The following is a 17,846-nucleotide window of genomic DNA, read 5'->3' as shown; positions in this document are numbered from 1 at the left end:
GATGTGTATAAGAGACAGGGACGAACGCCGACACAGTTCTCGCTGATGGAACCAAGTGCCACAGTCAGGACGACGCCACCGCCTACAACGACGTCCACGTCACACTCGGCCAAGACGAAGACGACGCAACCACCCTCTTGGACGTCTCGGTCGACAACGCCTGGGACGACACTGCTACCGCACTCGACGAGATCGAGGCGGTCACTGACGACGCGAGGGTCGTCAGTGACGCCGAGGAGGGACTCACCGAGGCGTTCACCACCGAAGACCGCCTGCACCAACTCGATCTAGTCCACGTGCCTCGGACGACCAGCTACAAACTCTGGGAAGACGGTGCGTTCTGCCTCGAAGAGCGCAACCAGATCGTCTCGGAGGTCTCAAACGATCTCTTTCACCTGAAGAATTCGGTCGAGAAGCATCGTCCAAACGAGGAGTGGGCGGCGATCCGCGAGCGGATCGCCACCACGAAACAGCGTATCCGCCATCTCGCGTGGCAACTGGATCAACTCTCGTCGCCGAAAACCGCAACGTATCTGCGGAGGTGGCTTCCATCGATGATGCTGTTCGCTGAGGAGGCTGTGGATGGGTTCGAGGTGCCGTGGACCTCGAACCCGGTCGAACGGGCGATGGGAGAGGTCTCGAAGCGGTGCAAGAATCAGTGGATGCGGTGGTCAGCAGCCGGATTAGAGGCGTTACTTCAGTTGCGCCTCGTAGACTACGCCAACCCTGAGCAGTATCAGGCGTTCAAGCACGAGCTGCTCCAGCGTTCGACCAAAACATCAATAAGCTGTGACCTCTCAGTGGAGGCTACCAGAGGCGAACTTTAGACGACTTTGGGACGCGACCAATCGATTGTAGGGTGTTCTTACACCCCAATCGTTTTCCCAGTCGGTCGTGACCGGTCGCACGCATGACAGTCAGCGACATCGAGAGCTTCGCCGTCTCCATCCCGCTCGACGAACCGGTCGCGTTCGCGACGCGCGTCGTCGAGGAGCGCGACCACGCGGTCGTCCGTATCCGCGACGACGCGGGTAACGAGGGGATAGGCTACACGCTCGGCTACGGGGGTGCGACACTCGTCGCCGATGCCGTCTCCGAACTGCTCGCCTCGGTCGTGGAGGGGGAGGACCCGGCGGACACGACGCGCCTCTGGCGCGAGATGTTCGACGGGACGGTCCAGATCGGTCGGAAGGGCGTTCTCCTGCGGGCGATCTCCATCGTGGATATCGCGCTGTGGGACCTGAAGGGTAAGCGGGCCGACCTCCCGCTATACAAACTGCTCGGCGCGAGCAAGGAGAGCGTTCCCGCCTACGCCAGCGGCGGCTACTACCGCGACGAGAAGGGGCTCGACGGCCTGCGCGAGGAGATGAAGCGCTACGTCGACCGCGGCCACGACGTCGTGAAGATGAAGGTCGGCCGCGAGTCCCTGGAACGCGAAGTCGAGCGCGTCGCCGCGGTCCGGGAGACGATCGGCCCACACCGGACGCTGCTGATGGACGCCAACGGGAAGTGGTCGAACAAGCAGGAGGCAGTGCGCGCTTGCCGGGCGTTCGCCGAGTACGACCCGTACTTCATCGAGGAGCCGGTGATGCCCGACAGCGTCTCGCTGATGCGCGAGGTGAACGACGCGCTCCCGTACCCGGTCGCCGCGGGCGAACTGGAGTTCTCGCGGTACGGGTTCGCCGAACTCCTGCGCGAGGGCGCCGTCGAGATCGTCCAGCCGGACGTCTCCGTCGTCGGCGGAGTGACCGAGTGGCTGCGCGTCGCCAACACCGCCGCGTCCTACGACATTCCGGTCGCCCCGCACTACAACTGGGACCTGCACGTCCACCTGCTGGGCGCTATCGAGAACGGCCTCTGGGCGGAGTACTTCTACCGTGACTCGGACGTGAAGGCGTTCGACGACGTACTCGAACACCCGATGGAGGCCGAGGACGGCGAACTCCCCATCCCGGACCGCCCCGGCCACGGCGTCACCTTCGACGATGACGCCCTGGAGCAGTACCTCATCTGAGCGGCGAGAGAATCGACCTCCGGCCCTCGAGTTTCACCGACCGAGGCGCGAACGACGATTGCCCGACCACCCGGCTCAGGGTGGGGCTCCTTGCGTGAGGCTCCGACTTAGACCTCCTACTGTCGGGTTCCCCTGACTAAACACGATCGCTACAGCCGCCCCAAGCGTGAAACGTCACCCCGTCACACAGACACACATGTCACATCGAGTCGCCGTCGTCGGCGTCGGGCCGGGGCGGGAGACGGACATCAGCGGACGGAGCCACGCGTTCGCCTATGAGCACGCCGACGCCTACCGCGACCGCGACGGCTGCGACGTCGTCGCCTGTGCGGACGTCGTCCCCGAGTACGTAGACCGGTTCGCCGCGGAGTACGACGTGCCCGAGGACGGCGTCTACGAGGACTACGAGGCGATGCTCGACAGCGTCGACCCCGACCTCGTGAGCGTCTGTACCCCCATCCCGACTCACGCCGACATCGTCATCGGCTGTGCCGAGCACGGAAGCGTCGAAGCCGTCCACTGCGAGAAGCCGATGGCCCGCACCTGGGCCGGGGCGCGGGCGATGGTCCACGTCTGCGACCGCGAGGGCGTCCAACTCACCTTCGGGCACCAGCGGCGGTTCGGCGACCCGTTTCGCCGGGCGAAAGAGTTGCTGGACGACGGCGTCGTCGGCGATTTGGAGCGCATCGAGATCTCGTGGGGGAACTTCTTCGACAACGGCACCCACAGCCTCGATCTCGCGGCGATGTTCAACGACGAGCACCGCGGCGCGTGGGTGATGGGGCAGTTGGACTACAGTACCGAGCACGTCCGCTACGGCGTCCACACGGCCGACCACGCGTTCGTCTCCTGGCAGTACGAGAACGGTGTCCACGGGGTCGCCGCGACGGGCGACGACGTCCCGCTGTCGGACGGCCCCTACGACTTCTACGACTGCTGGTTCCGTCTCGTCGGCGTCGATGGCGTCGTCGAAATCGGTCGCCGGGACGGCCTCGGACTGGCGTATCGCCGCGACGGCGAGGGGTGGACCGAGGTCGAGGTCGCCGACGAGTTCGACGGGCGGGTCGACCGCGCTATCGACGACGTCCTCGACGCACTCGACGGCGGAGGCGAGACGGAGTTGGAGGCTCGCCACGCGCTGAACACGACCGAGATACTGTTCGCCGGCCACGAGTCCTCGTGCCGACGCGGGCGCGTGGAGTTGCCGCTCGCCGGCGTCTACGATCACCCGCTGGAGTCGCTGGTCGAAGCGGGGGAGGTGACGCCCGAACACGAGGACGACCGGCCGCCACATCCGTCGGAGACGGGCGAGAACGAGGACCGAGACGACCTCCGGGAGCAGTAAGCCGTCCGGCCGACGCGACTGCGGTCGGCCGACGAGCCGAGTCGGGTGGCACTTCGGTGGGTCTCTGGCGACTCCCGCCGAACGGTCGCACGAACTCCCGGCACGAACCGGCACCGTGCGAACTGTTATGGTGTAGCGCGGTCGTTTGGTTGACGACGATGCGGACACGAGCCAGCGGTCAGACTGACGGAGAGCGCGTCGACTATCAGCCATCCTCGGGGAGGGTTCGATGAGGGACTTCTCGAACCACGCGCCGACGCGCGGGGAGGGCCGGGACGTCGAAATCACGGGGATCGAGACCTGCGTCGTCGAGGGGAACTTCGAGTGGAACCTCGTTCGGGTCCACACCGACGCGGGCGTCACGGGCCTCGGCGAGTCGTACCGCGGCGGCGGTGTCGTCGAAGTGATGGAGTACATGGAGGAGTTTCTGGTCGGCGAGAACCCCCTCGACGTCGAGCGCCTGTTCCGCCGGATGGTCCAGGAGACCTCCGGCCACGGCGGGACGACCGGGAAGGTCGTCACGGCGGCCTCCGGCATCGAGATCGCCCTCTGGGACGCCGCCGGGAAGATCCTCGGCGTACCGACGTACCAACTGCTGGGCGGGAAGTACCGCGACTCGGTGCGCATCTACTGCGACTGCCACGCCGGCGAAGCGTTCGAACTCGAGCACGGCTACCACGCGGCCCACGACGAGGACGCCTACTCCGTCGAGGCGTACGCCGAGGAGGCGAAACGCGTCGCAGACATGGGGTTCACCGCGCTGAAGTTCGACCTCGACCAGCCGTTCGACAACCACCCCGACCCGTACAACGGTCGGGTGGGCAACGCGGCGATCCAGCGGAAGGTCGACACGGTGGATGCCATCAGGGAGGCGATCGGCTACGAGATCGACCTCGCGTTCGACATCCACTGGGATTACTCGATGGACAGCGCAAAGCGCATCGCGAACGAACTGGAGCCGTACGACCTGATGTGGCTGGAAGACGTCGTTCCACCGGAGAACATGGACGCCCAGCGCGAGGTGAACCGCGCGACCGACACGCCGCTGGCGACGGGGGAGAACCGCTTCCGCGTCCACGAGTTCAAGGAGCTGCTGTACGACTTCGGCGTCGACGTCGTCACGCCGGACCCGAGCACCTGCGGCGGTCTCGCCGAGTCGAAGGCCATCGCCAGCCGCGCCGAGGAGAACTACATCGCCTTCTCCCCGCACAACGTCTGTAGCCCCGTCGGAACCGTAGCCTGCGTCCACCTCGGCGCCGTGGTTCCGAACTTCGACACCCTGGAGTATCACGCTCTGGAGGTCGACTGGTGGGACGACATGCTCGTCCGCGACGAACCGCTCATCCAGGAGGGGTACATCGACGTGCCCGAGACCCCGGGGCTCGGCATCGAACTCGACGAGGACGTCGTCTCCGAGCACCTCCTCGACCCCGGTACGATGTTCGGATGACGGGGTACGGCGGCGGGAGCGGCGGCGACGACGGGTCGGGCGAGGGCGTCGATGGCACCGGCGGCGACACGGCGGGGAGCCACGCAGATACCGCGGACGGCGATGACGATGCCGGCCCGCGCCTCCGCCGCGCCGCGGCGGCCGACGAGCCCCTGCTCGGCGGCTGGCTCTCGGTGCCGCATCCGATGGTCGCCGAACTGCTCGCCGGGAGCGGCTTCGACTTCCTCTGTGTCGACGCCGAGCACGCTCCGGTCTCCTTCGAGACGATGGCGAGCCTCCTCCGGGCGGTCGACGCCGCACCGGGGGAGATGGAGACGCTCGTTCGTGTCGGCGGCCACGACCCCGTCGAGCTGAAGCGGACCCTCGACTTGGACCCGGACGCGCTGCTCGTCCCGATGGTCGACACCGCCGCGGAGGCCGAGGCGGTTGTCGACGCGACGCGCTACCCGCCCGCCGGGAGTCGCGGGGTGGGCCTCGGGCGCGCCACGGACTACGGGCGCGACGGCGCCGACGCGATCTACCTCGAGGAGGGAGCAGGGCGGACGCTGGCGGAGTGTGCGGATGCGTTCGAAGAGCAGTAACCGAGAAAGGAAAGAGCCCGACCGGGGGACTGTTCCTGGCGGCCTACTCCCCGTCGGATATCACGCCCTCGTCGTACTCGAACTCGGTCCACGGCCCCTCGATCTCGGGGTACTCCTCGACGACGTCGAGGTTCACTTCGACCCCGAGGCCGGGACCCTCGGGGACGTCGAGCGTTCCATTCTCGAGATCGAGGTCGGTGTCGAGGATCGCCTCGGCGAGCGGGAATGGGTACATCCCGGCGACGTCGTCACCGAAGACGGGGTACTCGAGGAGCCGCGTCTCCGGTGCCGCCGCGGTGAGGTGGGCATTGGCGACGAGCCCAAGGTTCGTCCCGAAGTTGTGCGGGACGAACCGGACGTCGCGCCCGGCGCAGTGTCGGGCCGCGCGCATCGTCCCCGTGAACCCCTCGTGGTGTCGCACGTCCCCTTGGAGGAAGTCGACGCGGCCGTCCTCGACGAGGGCGATTAACCCCTCGGAGGACTCCTCGCTCTCGCCGCCCGCAAGCGGGAGGTCGGTGCGCTCCGCGAGCCGGGTGTAAGCGCCGTGATCGCCGGGCTCGACGGGCTCCTCGATCCAGTAGGGGTCGTGTTCACCGAAGTCGTCGAGGAGGGCGACGATCTCGTCGAACGTGTAGGAGCACTCGCCGATCTTCCACCAAGTGTGGGCGTCGACCATCAGGTCCATCTCGTCGCCGACGCGTTTCCGGAGCAGGCGGAGCGTCCGGCGGTCCTCGTCGGGGCCGAGCCCGGGTCGGTACTTGTAGCCGCCGAACCCGCGCTCCCGGATGGCTGCGGCCTGCTCGGCGTACCCCTCCGGCTCCATGTACATCCCGGCGCTCGCGTACAACGGGAGCGACGTGCTGATGTCCGCCGTCTCCCCGGTGAGGAGTTCGTAGGCGGGTGTCCCCGCCGCTTTCCCCCACGCGTCGTGGGCGGCGACGTCCACCGCCGAGATCGCCTGCGACTCGAGGAGCCGCGGCAGCCCCAGGTCGCGGATTCGGGTCGCGAGTTCCGTCGGGTCGTCCGCGTCTGCGCCGGCGACCGCATCTGCGACGTCCGACTCGAGGAGGTCGACGAACCCGCCGTGGGAGGCGCCCTCGAAGTACTCGCGCATCGCCGAACTGCTCGCCCCGCCGGGCGCGAAACCGACCGTACCGTCGGCGGTTTCGAGGCGGACGAGCACGGCGTCGCGCTTCAGGAGCCGACGGACCCCGCCGTAGAAGCGGCGCTCCTGTGGGGGGTCGATCGGCGAACTCATCGTCCAAGCGGAGACGTCACTGATTCGCATGCGGAGCAGTCACATCCGCAAGGCTATAAAGTCGCTGCGGCAGGTACCCGGGAGCGGTCGGGGTCGCTGTAGTAGCGTCTGCAAATCATGACACGCTCGACCGCACGTCTCGTGCGGTCGGATCTGCAAACAGTTGCAGACGCTGCTGCAGAACCCTCCGGCGCGGACGGCCGCCGCGGCGCTCTGGCCCGGAACGACTCGGCCGTTAGCGCGACGGTCGGTCCTCGCTCGACCCCGGCGTCGCCGCTGCGTGTTCCGGCACCTGTCCCTCGAACACCGTCGGCGAGTGGGGCCGTCAGCGGATGGCGACAGTCCGAAACAGTCGGCGAGCGGTGACCGGGAGTGGCGGAGCGCTCGGGCGGCGACTTGCGACGGGGAAAAGGCTAATCCGGTGGGGTCGGTCGGTGTGTGCATGACTGACGCCGACACTGACACCGATACCGTGGGGAGCGACGCCGGCCGGACGGCGAGGACGGGCGGCAACCACGTGTACGAGGCGCTCGTCGACGCCGGCGTCGACACGCTGATCGGCATCCCGGGGACGCAGACGCTCCCGCTCGACCGGACGGTCGTCGAGCACGACGAGATGCGCTACGTGATGGCCCGCCACGAGACCGCCGTCCCGCACATCGCGTGGGGGTACTACGAGGCGGCCGGCCGGCGGCGACGCTCACCGTCCCCGGACCGGGCGACACCAACGCGATGCACGGCCTGAAGAACGCCTACGAGGACCCGGTGCCGATCCTCCATGTCTCCGCCAACGTCGACCCCGACGAGCGCGGGAAGGGGCCGATCCACGAGATCGATCCCGACACCTACGACGAGGTCGTCAAGGCGAACGTCAACGTCGAGCGCCGGCGCGACCTACCCACCGAGGTCGCATGCGGGGTGGAGACGGCGCTGACGCCGCCGACCGGGCCGGTCAGATTGGGCGTCCCGAGCGGCATCCTGGAGGCCGAGTTCGCCGCCCCCGTCGTCGACGTCGAGACCGACGAGCCGTCGGCCGCGGCGGTGTCGTCGTACGATTCGGCCGTGAATCTGGACTGAACTGGGGCCACGGACTCCGGTCGGGCGGGAACCGGTCCCCTCGACTAAAACGGGCCGCGGACGGTTCGGCGCTCGGCTACGAGGAGAGAAGGGTCGACAGTCGATTTCCGACCGGGACGGGCGACGGGGCGCCGAGGTCAGTACTCGCCGCTCACCAAGTGGTCGTAGTACTCGCGAGCGCGCTCCTCGTCCTCGTCGGAGAGGTCGACCAACGGCGGGCGGACCGGCCCGCCGTAGCGGCCCGCGAGCTCCATCCCGAACTTCACCGCGGGGACGTTGTTGGCGGCCGAGAGGTGACTCTCCGCGCCGGGCTCCTCGCGGAGGTCCTCGTAAGGCCGGAAGCGTTCACGAATCTCCCGGGCGCGCTCGTAGTCCTCCGCGCGCAGGGCGTCCATCAGCGCGAGCGCGGGTTCCGGGGCGAAGTTCCCGACGCCGGTGGTGAACCCTTCGGCACCCTCGACGGCGAAGGCGGGGGCGAAGCGCTCGGCGATGCCGTTCGACCAGACCACGTCGGCCTCGGTCGTGGCGACGGCCTTGGAGAACGCCTTCACGTCGTTGACTGCGTACTTCACGGCGACCACGTTCTCCTCGCCGGCGAGGTCGGCGATGAGGTCGTCATCGAGTTCGTCCCCGCGCTTGTAGAGGATCACGCCGAGGTGGGTCGCGTCGATCAGCTCCTCGTAGTACCGCCGGAGTCCGTCGCGGTGGATGTACGTGTGGACGGGGTGCATCACCATCACCGCGTCCGCGCCGGCGTCCTCGTAGCGCGAGAGCAGGCCGCGGGCGGTCGGGAGACTCCCGCCGAGCCCGGCGACGACTGACCCCTCCCCGCCCATCACGTCAGCGGTCGTCTCGACCACCGCGGCGCGCTCGTCGTTCGAGAGGGAGTAGTACTCGCCCGTGTTGCCACAGGGGATGACCAGTCGCGCGCCGGCCTCCCGCAGCGACTCGACCTGGTCGGCGAGTTCGTCGTGGAGGACGTCCCCGCCATCCTCGGAGAACGGAGTGGGGTTGGTGAAGGCGACGCCGCGTAAGTCCGACTTGAGTGATTCGTACTCCATCATCGCGTGCCATCACAACCCACACCCACAAAAAGCTTCGGCGGGACGCCGGAATCGGTCGAATCGGGTCCCACCAATAGCTTTAATGAGCCCTACGGTGTGTGCCTAGTTGACACATGAAAGTCCGCGAGATGGAGGTACTCCCGGTCGCACACCGAGAGCCGCCGCTGCGCAACTCATGGGGCGCACACAGCGAGGTCGCCGCACGGACGCTCGTCCGACTCACTACCGCCGACGGCACCGTCGGTGTCGGCGAGACCTACGGCGACGAACGAGTGATATCGGCGCTGGAGCGCGCGGTCGATCTGGTCGAGGGGGCGAACCCCCACGAGCGCCGACCGCTCGCCCACCGCCTGCAGGACCCGATGGCGTACGGGGCCATCGAGGTGGCGCTGTTCGATCTCCTCGGCAAGGCCGTCGGCGAACCCGTCTACAACTTGCTCGGGGGGAAGATGCGCGACGAGGTGGAGTTCTCCGGGTACCTCTTCTTCAAGGGGGCCGACTCCGACCCAAACGGGGCGGCGATAGCTCCACAGGAGGTGATGAGCCCCGAGTCGATGGTCGAGGAGGCGACGGAGTTCGTCGAGCGATACGGGTTCGACGTGCTGAAGTTGAAAGGGGGCGTCCTGCCGCCCGAGGCGGAACTGCGGACGCTCGACCTTCTGGCGGAGGAGTTCGGCCGCGAGACACCCCTTCGCATCGACCCGAACGGGACGTGGAGCGTGGAGACCGCCATCGACATCGCGAACCGCCTACGGGACCGGGACCTCCACGTTCAGTTCCTCGAAGACCCCGTCCCGACGATGAACGCGCACGCCCGACTGAAGCGTCACGTGGACTACCCCGTGGCGACGAACATGTACGTCACCGAGTTCGACGAAATCGCCCCTGCGGTCGAGATGGGGGCTGTCGACGTCATCCTGAGCGACCACCACTACTGGGGCGGGTTCAGCGGCACTCGGCGCCTCGACACCGTCGCTCGGACGTTCGACCTCGGCGTCGGGATGCACTCGAACTCCCACCTCGGGGTGAGCATGGCCGCGATGGCACACGTCTCGGCGGCGATGCCGACGCTCCGGTACGCCCCCGACACCCACTACCCGTGGATGGCCGACGACGTGATCCGCGACGCGCCGGTCGAGATATCCGACGGGACGATCAGCCTCTCGGACGACCCCGGTCTCGGGGTCGAACTCGACGACGACCTGGTCGAACGGGCACGCGACCGCTACGAGGAGTCCGACCCGCTCGCGTACTCGTCGGTGGAGTCGATGGCGGCCGAGTACGCCGACGCGATGAGCGAATCGGGGCGGTCGGGCTGGCTGCCCAACAAGCCCCGGTGGTGAGGCTCGTCCAGTGAACTTCCCCGCGGTAGACCGGGGCAGCGACCGCATCCAACGGTCGGCGATCGGCGTCGCCGCCGCCGCGAGCAAGTTCGCACCGATCCTGATGGGGACCGCGATGGCCGTTTACATCGGCCGCCGTGGCGGCTCCCCGCTCGCAGTGAGCCTCGTGCTCGCGTTGTACTTCTTCGGCCTGATGACGTTCGCGCCGGTCTGGGGCGCCCTCGCCGACGTGACCGGCCGTCGGCGGGACGTCCTGCTGGCCGTGTCGGCTCTGGGTGCGATCGCCGCCCTCCCGCTCGTTCTCGTCGACGGTATCTGGCTCCCGTTGACGGCCCGGACCGTCTACGCCGCCTTCGCGGCAGGGTACCTCCCCGTGATGCTCGCGGTCGTGAGCGACCGCGGGGGGGCGCAGGCGCGGGGCCGTTCGGTCGGCTTCTTCTCGAGCGCGCAGGCGGTCGGGTTCACGTTCGGACAGCTGTTCGCCGGCGTGTTGCTTGGCCTGCTCGCCGCGCCGGAACTGTTCGGCGTCGTCGCCGCGGTCTCGGGGCTCGTGCTGCTCGCAGCGCTCGTGATCGAGGACCCGAACCCCGACCGCCACCGGCGCGTCGCTCCCCGCGAACTCGGCGGCGAGGTGAAGCGGCGGCTGTTCCCCAGCGCGGCCGGCCGCGAACACCTCTACACGAACGGGCTCATGTGGCTCTACGCCGCCACCCTGCTCCGGAACATGACCGTGCTCGGGACGACGAGCCTCCTCCCAGTGTACATCGTCGGAGAGTTGGGACTCTCGGAGTTCCTGATGGGCGCGTTGCTCGCGGTGAACCCCGCCGGCCAGGTCGCGACGATGTACCTCGTGGGCGAGTACGCGGACCGGCTCGGGCGGAAGCCGTTCATCACGCTCGGGATGGCCGGCTCCGGGGCGTTCGCCGCCGCGATGGCCTCGGCGGCGTTCGTCCCCTCCGCGATCGGACGTGCCGTCGTCGTCGCCGTCGGCATGGCCCTGCTCGCGGGAGCCTTCTCGGGGACCCGGGTCGGCGCGGTGTCGTTCATCGGAGACGTCGCCCCCGCCGACCGCGAGTCCGAACTCATCGGCTTCCGTTCGACCGCGCGGGGGTTCGGCGGGATGGTCGGGCCGGCGCTGTTCGGCCTGGCGTCGACGGTCACCTCCATTGAACTGACCTACGCGGTCGGGAGTCTGCTGGCGTTCGCGGCCGCCGTTCTCACCCAGTTCGCGCTGGTCGAGAGTTTCGACGCGCCCGACGACCCCGTCGGCGTGGAGCCGGAGTCGGACGCCGACTGACACGCGAGGACGACTCCGCCGGGCTCCCGTCCCCCGGTCAAGCCGACCGCCGCGGCTGGAAGCGAGCGCCGCCATCGACGGGGGTCGGTGCTGTCGGCTGGCGTGTCGTCGTCCGGTGTGTCGGTCGGTAACGTGGGAACGTGCTCGGCGTCGAGGACTCGAGCGCGTTTCCCAACGACCGGTAACCGTCGCGGTCGCCAAGAGTTATCAGGGTGCGCATGGACCGACGAGACATGGTTGAGCCTGCACTCATCCTCCCGCCGGAGCCGGACGACCGCTGGAAACTCGCGACACAGATGGGCGTCGAGAAGGCCGTCGTCCACCCGCTGGAGATCGGCGAGGACAAGCGATTCTGGAAGTTCGAGGAGCTGCGCGGCATGGTGAACTGGTTCGAGGGCGTCGATTTAGAGGTCGCTGTCATCGAGGGGAGCGTCCCAATCACGGACCGGACACGCCTCGGACTCGAAGGGCGCGACGAGGAGATCGAGACGTTCAAACAGTTCCTCCGAGACTGCGGCGAGTTGGGGATACCCACCGTCTGCTATGACTGGATGGCGAGCGTTCGCTGGGCCCGAACCGACGTCCACATCGAGATCCGGGGCGGATCGCTCACCTCCGGGTTCGACCTCGATCGGATGGAGGGACTCCCGGAGGGACGCTCGCCGGTCGACGTAACCCACGAGGAGCTGTGGGGGAATCTTGAGTACTTCCTAGAGGAGGTTGTCCCGGTCGCCGAGGAGGCCGGCGTGAAGCTCGGGCTCCACCCCGACGACCCGCCGCGCGAGGAACTGGCGGGGATCCCTCGGATTATCAACAGCGTCGAAGCGTACGACCGGGTACTGGATATCGTCGACAGCCCGCACAACGGCGTCACGTTCGGTCAAGGGAACTTCGCAGCGATGGGCGCCGACATCCCCGAGGCGATCCGCCACTTCGGCGACCGTATCGTATTCGCGCACTTCCGCGACGTCGAGGGGGACGCCGACGGGTTCGTGGAGACCTGGCACGATGACGGCCCGACGGACATGGTCGAGGCGATGCGCGCCTACCACGAGGTCGACTTCGACGGCGTGATCCGCCCGGACCACGTGCCGACGATGGCCGGCGAGCAGAACGACAACCCCGGCTACGAGACCAAGGGCCGGCTGTTCACCATCGGCTACATGAAGGGGTTACTGGAGTCCGTCGAGAAGGAAAGGTGATCGGGTCGGAGGTCGGTAGCGACTGCGACTCGAACGGCAGCGACCACACCGACAGTACCGCCGGGTGACTCCGGTCCGTGGCCCCGGGTACAAACAACCAAGCGGGGCCACGGCACCGACTTGGCGGAACGCCGACCGGGGAAAGGTGCATCGACACCATCGAGAACCGCGGACGCGAGCTACAAGCTGTCAGCAGGAAATTCGACCGCAAGCGGTGTGTAAGAGGAAAACGATTAACCGTGTCCCCTCGTGACCTACTACCATGTCAAATGTACGCATTGCTGGGTTCGGCGAGGCGCTGGAGGACCACGGGGTCTCGTGGGCGCGCACCGACATCGAGGGGTTCCGTTCGACGCTGGTCGATGCGCTCGTCAACCCCGCCGTCGGCGTCCCGCTCGGCTACGAGGGGGTATCACTCGACGACGCGCCGGTGACGGTCGACCCGACGCCCGCGGAGCTACGCGCGGCGACGACGGGGGTCACGCCCGCCAGGCTCGGCGTCGCCACGTACGGGAGCTTCCTGATCGACTCCGACGCGAAGGGGTCGGAGCCGGTGAGCCTCTACCCCGAGCGTCACGTCGCCGTCGTTCGCGAGAGTGACCTCGTCGCCGACCTCCCCGCCGCGCTCGACGAACTCGGCGACGCCTACGCCGAGAACCCCGCGAGCGCCGTCTTCGCGACCGGCCCGAGCGCGACCGGCGACATGGGCGCGCTCGTCGAGGGGGTCCACGGGCCGAAGCACGTCCACGCCGTCGTCCTGGAGAATCGGTAGATGTCCGTCGACGAACCCACTGACAAAGCTGCCCACATCCGTCACCTGCTCGCGACCGAGCGGGAGGCGGTCCGGGAGAACACGAGCCACTTCAACCGCGAGCGGTACCGGGCCTCGACCGAGTACGAGGGGTACGAGGAGCTCAGGGGCAGGGCACGGGAGATCAAGGAGGACGCCATCGAGCGCCTCCCGGAGCTGATCGAGACCGTCCGCGAGTCGGTCGAGGCCAACGGCGGCACGGTGTACGTCGCGGACGACGCCGCGGACGCGAACCGTTACGTCGAGGAGGTCGTCCGGGACGACGGCGACACGGTCGTGAAGTCGAAGTCGATGACGACCGAAGAGATCGACCTCAACGAGGCGCTCGAAGCCGCCGGCGTCGACGTGTACGAGACCGACCTCGGGGAGTTCGTCGTCCAGGTCGCCGACGAGGCGCCCTCCCACCTCGTCGGCCCCTCGCTGCACAGGTCGAGTGACGACATTGCGGAACTGTTCAACGACCGTTTTGACCCGGAGGAGCCCCTGGAAACGGCCCAAGAGCTCACCGAGTTCGCGCGCGACTACCTCGGCGACCGCATCGTCGAGGCGGACGTGGGGGTCACCGGTGCGAACTTCGTGCTCGCCGAGTCGGGGACGATCACGCTCGTCACCAACGAGGGGAACGGCCGGAAGGTGGCGGCGACGCCGGACACGCACGTCGCCGTCGCCGGAATCGAGAAGCTTCTCCCCTCTATCGAGGAACTGAAGCCGTTCACCGAGCTGATCGCCCGCGCCGCGACCGGTCAGGACGTCCCGCAGTACCTCTCGATGCTGACACCCCCCTCCGACTCCCCCTCGCTCGACTTCGACGACCCGACGACTCCGCTGTCGAAGCAGGGGAGTGAGGACCGCGAGTTCCACCTCGTCCTCCTCGACAACGGCCGGACCGAGATGCGCGAGGATCCCCAGTTGCGGGAGACGCTGTACTGCATCCGCTGTGGCGCCTGCGCGAACTCCTGTGCGAACTTCCAGCAAGTGGGCGGCCACGCGTTCGGCGGCGAGACGTACACCGGCGGCATCGCCACCGGCTGGGAGGCCGGTGTCGAGGGGCTGGACACCGCGGCGGAGTTCAACGACCTCTGTACGGGCTGCTCGCGCTGCGTGAACGCCTGCCCCGTCGAGATCGACATCCCGTGGATCAACACCGTCGTTCGCGACCGGGTCAACCGCGGCGCCGACGAGGGGCAGTTCGACCACCTCGTCGAGGGGCTCACGCCCGACGAGGAGCCGGGCGGGATGGACCTCGGCAAGCGCTTCTTCGGCAACTTCGAGACGGCGGCGAAGCTCGGGAGTGCGACGGCCCCGCTGTCGAACTGGCTCGCGAATGCGGGGCCGGTCCGCGCCGGAATGGAGCGCGTGCTGGGAATCGACGGCCGGCGCGACCTGCCCCAGTTCGAGCGGGAGACGTTCCGCGACTGGTTCGAGAAGCGAGGCGGCGCAGCCGCCTCGACGAAGCGAGCGCGGGAGACGCGAGCGGCCGGCGGCTCGCTGGTCCCCCGGGACGAGGCGACCCGCGAGGCGATCGTCTACCCCGACCTCTACACGAACTACGTCCGCCCGGGACGTGGGCGGGCCGCCGTCCGGGTGCTGGAAGCCCTCGGCGTGCACGTCGAGGTACCGGACGTTCCCTCCAGCGGTCGAGCGCCGCTCTCACAGGGGATGGTCGCCACCGCCGACGCGAAGGCCAGCCGGGTGTTCGGCGCGCTCGCGGAGCACCTCGACGCCGGCCGCGACGTGGTCGTGGTCGAACCGAGCGACCTCGCCATGTTCCGTCGGGAGTACGAGAAGTTCCTCCCGGACGCCTCCCATCAACGCCTGTCCGAGAACAGCTACGAGGCCGTCGAGTACGTCTTCGGCCTGCTGGAGAACGGCGGCGACGCCGACGTGCTGACCGGCCCCGACGCGGACGACCCGGGCGTAGCCTACCACAGCCACTGCCAGCAGCGGACCCTCGGCGCGGCCGCCCACACCCAGGCCGTGCTCGACCGACTCGGGTACGATGTCGTCCTCTCGGAGGCCGAGTGCTGTGGGATGGCTGGTAGCTTCGGCTACAAGCGCGACTACTACGAACTCAGTATGGCCGTCGGTGAGGACCTCGCGACGGAGTTCGGTGGGGTTCACGGGAACCGCCGGGTCGTCGCCAGCGGGACCTCGTGTCTCGACCAGTTGGACGACCTGCTCGACCGGAAGCCAGCGCACCCGGTGGAGTTGCTCGACCCAGCCCGGACGTAGCCCACTATTCGACCCGGCACGTCGGTGAACCTCCGCGTCGCCACGTTCAGCCGAGGTCGACCGATTCGACGACGTCGAGGGCGATGTCGACGGCCTCGCCGATCTCTTCCCGCGCTTCGTCACCGGGTTCGACCAGCGGCGGACGCACCGTGGCGTCGTCGAGGATACTCCGCTCGGCCAGCGCGGCCTTCGTCGCCGGGGCGAACCCGTGGGCGACGCACTGCTGAAACAGCGGCGCGATCCCCTCGTTCCCGATCCGGCGAGCGGCGTCGACGTCGCCGGCGGCCGCCGCCGCGCCGGCCGTGAACACCTTGGGGACGACGTTCGAGAGGGCGTTGATCCCGCCCGTACCGCCCTGCAGCATCCCGGGGACGAGGTGGCTGTCGAACCCCTGGTAACAGTCGAAGTCGTCCGGAGTCCGGCGCAGCGTCTCGACGAAGTAGTTGAAGTCGCCGCTCGAGTCCTTCAGCCCGTGGATCCGGTCGTGATCGGCGACCGACTTGACCACGTCGGGGGCGATCGCCTGCCCCGTACAGGCCGGGATGTTGTAGAGGTAGAGCGGAAGTACCGCGTCGTCGGCGACGCGCCGGACGAATTCCGCGTTGCCCTCGGGGTCGTTCGCCGTGTGGAAGTACGGGAGGACGATCAGTCCGATGTCGACGCCGGCGTCCCTCGCCGTTTCGATCCGGTGGAGCGTCTCGGCGACGCTCGTCGCCGCAGTGCCGGCCATGACGGGCGCATCGCCGGCGGCGTCGACGGTCGTCTCCAGCACCGCGCGGTACTCCTCGGCGTCGAGACTGGCGAACTCCCCCGTCGTACCGCAGGGAACGAGCCCCTCGACACCGCCCTCGCGAACGTGCGAGACCAAGCTCGCGAGCGCGTCGTGGTCGACCGCCTCGTCCCCGTCGAGGGGAGTAACCAGCGGACACCAGGTACGGACCGGGTCGTCCGAGGCAGCGTCGGTCATCGGCCCCCCGCCGTCGAGCGGTCGGCAGGCGGCTCGATGCGAGCGGTCGGGCATAGCGGCTTCGGTGGCTTCGTTGGCTCTGTCGGCTCCGGAACTGCAGGCATACGTGATCGAGTGGCACGGCGGCGTGGATAGGCATTCCGACCGCGGAAAGACCCGCGGACCGCGGCGTGGACGGGCGCACCAGCGACCGAGCGCGGAGCCGTGAACGTCGGAGACCTCGACGGGTACGTCCGGCGGGTGGTCGACTGATTCACCCCCGAATTGCGGTTCGTCATCGACCAGGGGTAGTGTCGCCCGATTCGGAAGGATTTTTGTCGCGGTCTAGTGAAGGACCCTCATGGATCTCTCGTTCGAGACGATTGTCCTCGCCGTCGGGCCGCAGGACGACGACCGACTGGACCGGCTCGCGCAGGCCGTGCTGCAGGTCGCGAAACCGACCGACGCCACGGTCGTACTCACACACGTGTTTACGCAGGAACAGTTCGAGAACGTGGCCGCGGAGATTGACCTTCCAAATGCCACCACCGAGGACGTGAACACGGTGCTGAAGCGCCATCAGTCCGTTCGCCGTCTGGAACGGCTGCTCGAGGAGCACGACGTCGACTACGATCTCCGGGGCGTGGTCGGCGACGTCAGCGACGGGATCGTCAGCCTGGCCGGGGAGACGAACGCCGACCGCGTGGTCGTCTCCGGTGCAACGCGCTCGCCAGTCGGCAAGGCGATGTTCGGGAGCACGACGCAGGACGTGCTCCTCGGAGCGCCGTGTCCGGTGACGTACGTCCGGTCGCCGGCCGAGTAGTTCACGGAGCGAACGACGACGGACCCGACCGGAACGCCGGCACCACCTCGCCGCAGAACAACTCCATCCCCCGAATGTCGGGGAACCCGAGGAACAGCAGCTGGAGTTTCCCGAAGCTGAGGTCGCAGACTCCGCCGACTTGTGCCGCGTCGATGAGCGTGCCCCTCTTCTTCCGGGCACCCTCACCGTCGCTGGGCTGGTCGTCCGTGTCCGACTCCCCACCGCCGCTGTCGGTCACGACCACCGTCCGGTCATCGCGTCTACTTACTGCTATTAACCTACGTCTCCGACCACCGACTTGACGCTGCGTCGGCGAGGCTCGGGGACCGATGCCGGCCGCGTAGAGAGTATCGTAGCCGTGCAGGCGTTCTCGCCTCGACGGGGCGAGAACTCGCTGCGGACC

General features: G+C 68.2%; 14 protein-coding genes and 2 pseudogenes. 12 read left to right on the top strand and 4 right to left on the bottom strand.

Annotated elements, in window-relative coordinates:
* Nucleotides 1-17: 17 nt before the first annotated feature.
* The 5 genes and pseudogenes from C450_RS06435 to C450_RS06415 all read left to right on the top strand — a co-directional run.
* A pseudogene (locus C450_RS06435) lies at nt 18-827 on the top strand (ISH6 family transposase); the annotation flags it as partial.
* Between the two features lie 83 nt (nt 828-910).
* A complete protein-coding gene (locus C450_RS06430; RefSeq protein WP_005041547.1) occupies nt 911-2,014 on the top strand; it encodes a mandelate racemase/muconate lactonizing enzyme family protein in 1,104 nt (367 codons plus the stop codon).
* Nucleotides 2,015-2,210: 196 nt separating this feature from the next.
* Complete coding sequence (locus C450_RS06425) at nt 2,211-3,359, top strand: Gfo/Idh/MocA family protein (protein ID WP_005041545.1); 1,149 nt, start codon at nt 2,211-2,213, stop codon at nt 3,357-3,359.
* 229 nt (nt 3,360-3,588) lie between these two features.
* Complete coding sequence (locus tag C450_RS06420; protein ID WP_005041543.1) at nt 3,589-4,809, top strand: mandelate racemase/muconate lactonizing enzyme family protein; 1,221 nt, start codon at nt 3,589-3,591, stop codon at nt 4,807-4,809.
* Nucleotides 4,806-5,390 (top strand): aldolase/citrate lyase family protein, encoded by a 585-nt coding sequence (locus C450_RS06415; protein ID WP_005041541.1) that lies wholly within the window; start codon nt 4,806-4,808, stop codon nt 5,388-5,390. The genes C450_RS06420 and C450_RS06415 overlap by 4 nt, the downstream gene beginning before the upstream one ends.
* Nucleotides 5,391-5,433: 43 nt before the next feature.
* On the opposite strand, the gene C450_RS06410 is transcribed toward C450_RS06415, so the two are convergent.
* Entirely contained in the window at nt 5,434-6,678 is a 1,245-nt protein-coding gene (locus C450_RS06410; RefSeq protein WP_049909913.1) for a mandelate racemase/muconate lactonizing enzyme family protein, read from the bottom strand.
* A 412-nt stretch (nt 6,679-7,090) separates the two neighbouring features.
* Between C450_RS06410 and C450_RS23445 the strand changes: the two are divergent.
* Nucleotides 7,091-7,725, top strand: a pseudogene (locus C450_RS23445) (thiamine pyrophosphate-binding protein).
* Between the two features lie 137 nt (nt 7,726-7,862).
* Here the strand turns inward: C450_RS23445 and C450_RS06395 are convergent.
* A complete protein-coding gene (locus tag C450_RS06395) occupies nt 7,863-8,786 on the bottom strand; it encodes a dihydrodipicolinate synthase family protein (protein ID WP_049909916.1) in 924 nt (307 codons plus the stop codon).
* Nucleotides 8,787-8,902: 116 nt separating this feature from the next.
* Between C450_RS06395 and C450_RS06390 the strand changes: the two genes are divergently transcribed.
* The 5 genes from C450_RS06390 (at nt 8,903) to C450_RS06370 (ending at nt 15,674) form a co-directional block, all read left to right on the top strand.
* On the top strand, nt 8,903-10,132 hold the full coding sequence (locus C450_RS06390; protein WP_005041535.1) for an enolase C-terminal domain-like protein: 1,230 nt from the start codon (nt 8,903-8,905) through the stop codon (nt 10,130-10,132).
* 10 nt (nt 10,133-10,142) lie between these two features.
* Nucleotides 10,143-11,429, top strand: coding sequence for an MFS transporter (locus C450_RS06385; protein ID WP_005041532.1), 1,287 nt, complete (start codon nt 10,143-10,145; stop codon nt 11,427-11,429).
* Between the two features lie 233 nt (nt 11,430-11,662).
* Nucleotides 11,663-12,631 (top strand): mannonate dehydratase, encoded by a 969-nt coding sequence (locus tag C450_RS06380; RefSeq protein ID WP_005041529.1) that lies wholly within the window; start codon nt 11,663-11,665, stop codon nt 12,629-12,631.
* Nucleotides 12,632-12,893: 262 nt separating this feature from the next.
* A complete protein-coding gene (locus C450_RS06375; RefSeq protein ID WP_005041527.1) occupies nt 12,894-13,403 on the top strand; it encodes an LUD domain-containing protein in 510 nt (169 codons plus the stop codon).
* Nucleotides 13,404-15,674 (top strand): LUD domain-containing protein, encoded by a 2,271-nt coding sequence (locus C450_RS06370; RefSeq protein WP_005041526.1) that lies wholly within the window; start codon nt 13,404-13,406, stop codon nt 15,672-15,674.
* 46 nt (nt 15,675-15,720) lie between these two features.
* Here C450_RS06370 and C450_RS06365 read toward each other — a convergent pair whose 3' ends face one another.
* A complete protein-coding gene (locus C450_RS06365; RefSeq protein ID WP_049909915.1) occupies nt 15,721-16,641 on the bottom strand; it encodes a dihydrodipicolinate synthase family protein in 921 nt (306 codons plus the stop codon).
* A gap of 340 nt (nt 16,642-16,981) precedes the next feature.
* On the opposite strand from C450_RS06365, the gene C450_RS06360 reads away from it, so the two are divergent.
* Complete coding sequence (locus C450_RS06360; RefSeq protein WP_005041521.1) at nt 16,982-17,443, top strand: universal stress protein; 462 nt, start codon at nt 16,982-16,984, stop codon at nt 17,441-17,443.
* A 1-nt stretch (nt 17,444) separates the two neighbouring features.
* Here C450_RS06360 and C450_RS06355 read toward each other — a convergent pair whose 3' ends face one another.
* Nucleotides 17,445-17,681, bottom strand: coding sequence for a hypothetical protein (locus C450_RS06355; protein WP_152424447.1), 237 nt, complete (start codon nt 17,679-17,681; stop codon nt 17,445-17,447).
* Between the last annotated feature and the right edge of the window lie 165 nt (nt 17,682-17,846).

It is taken from the genome of Halococcus salifodinae DSM 8989, from assembly GCF_000336935.1.
In the GTDB taxonomy this organism is placed as follows: domain Archaea; phylum Halobacteriota; class Halobacteria; order Halobacteriales; family Halococcaceae; genus Halococcus; species Halococcus salifodinae.
The sequence above is the reverse complement of the archived record's forward strand: the minus strand, read 5'-3'. Positions and strand labels throughout refer to the sequence as shown.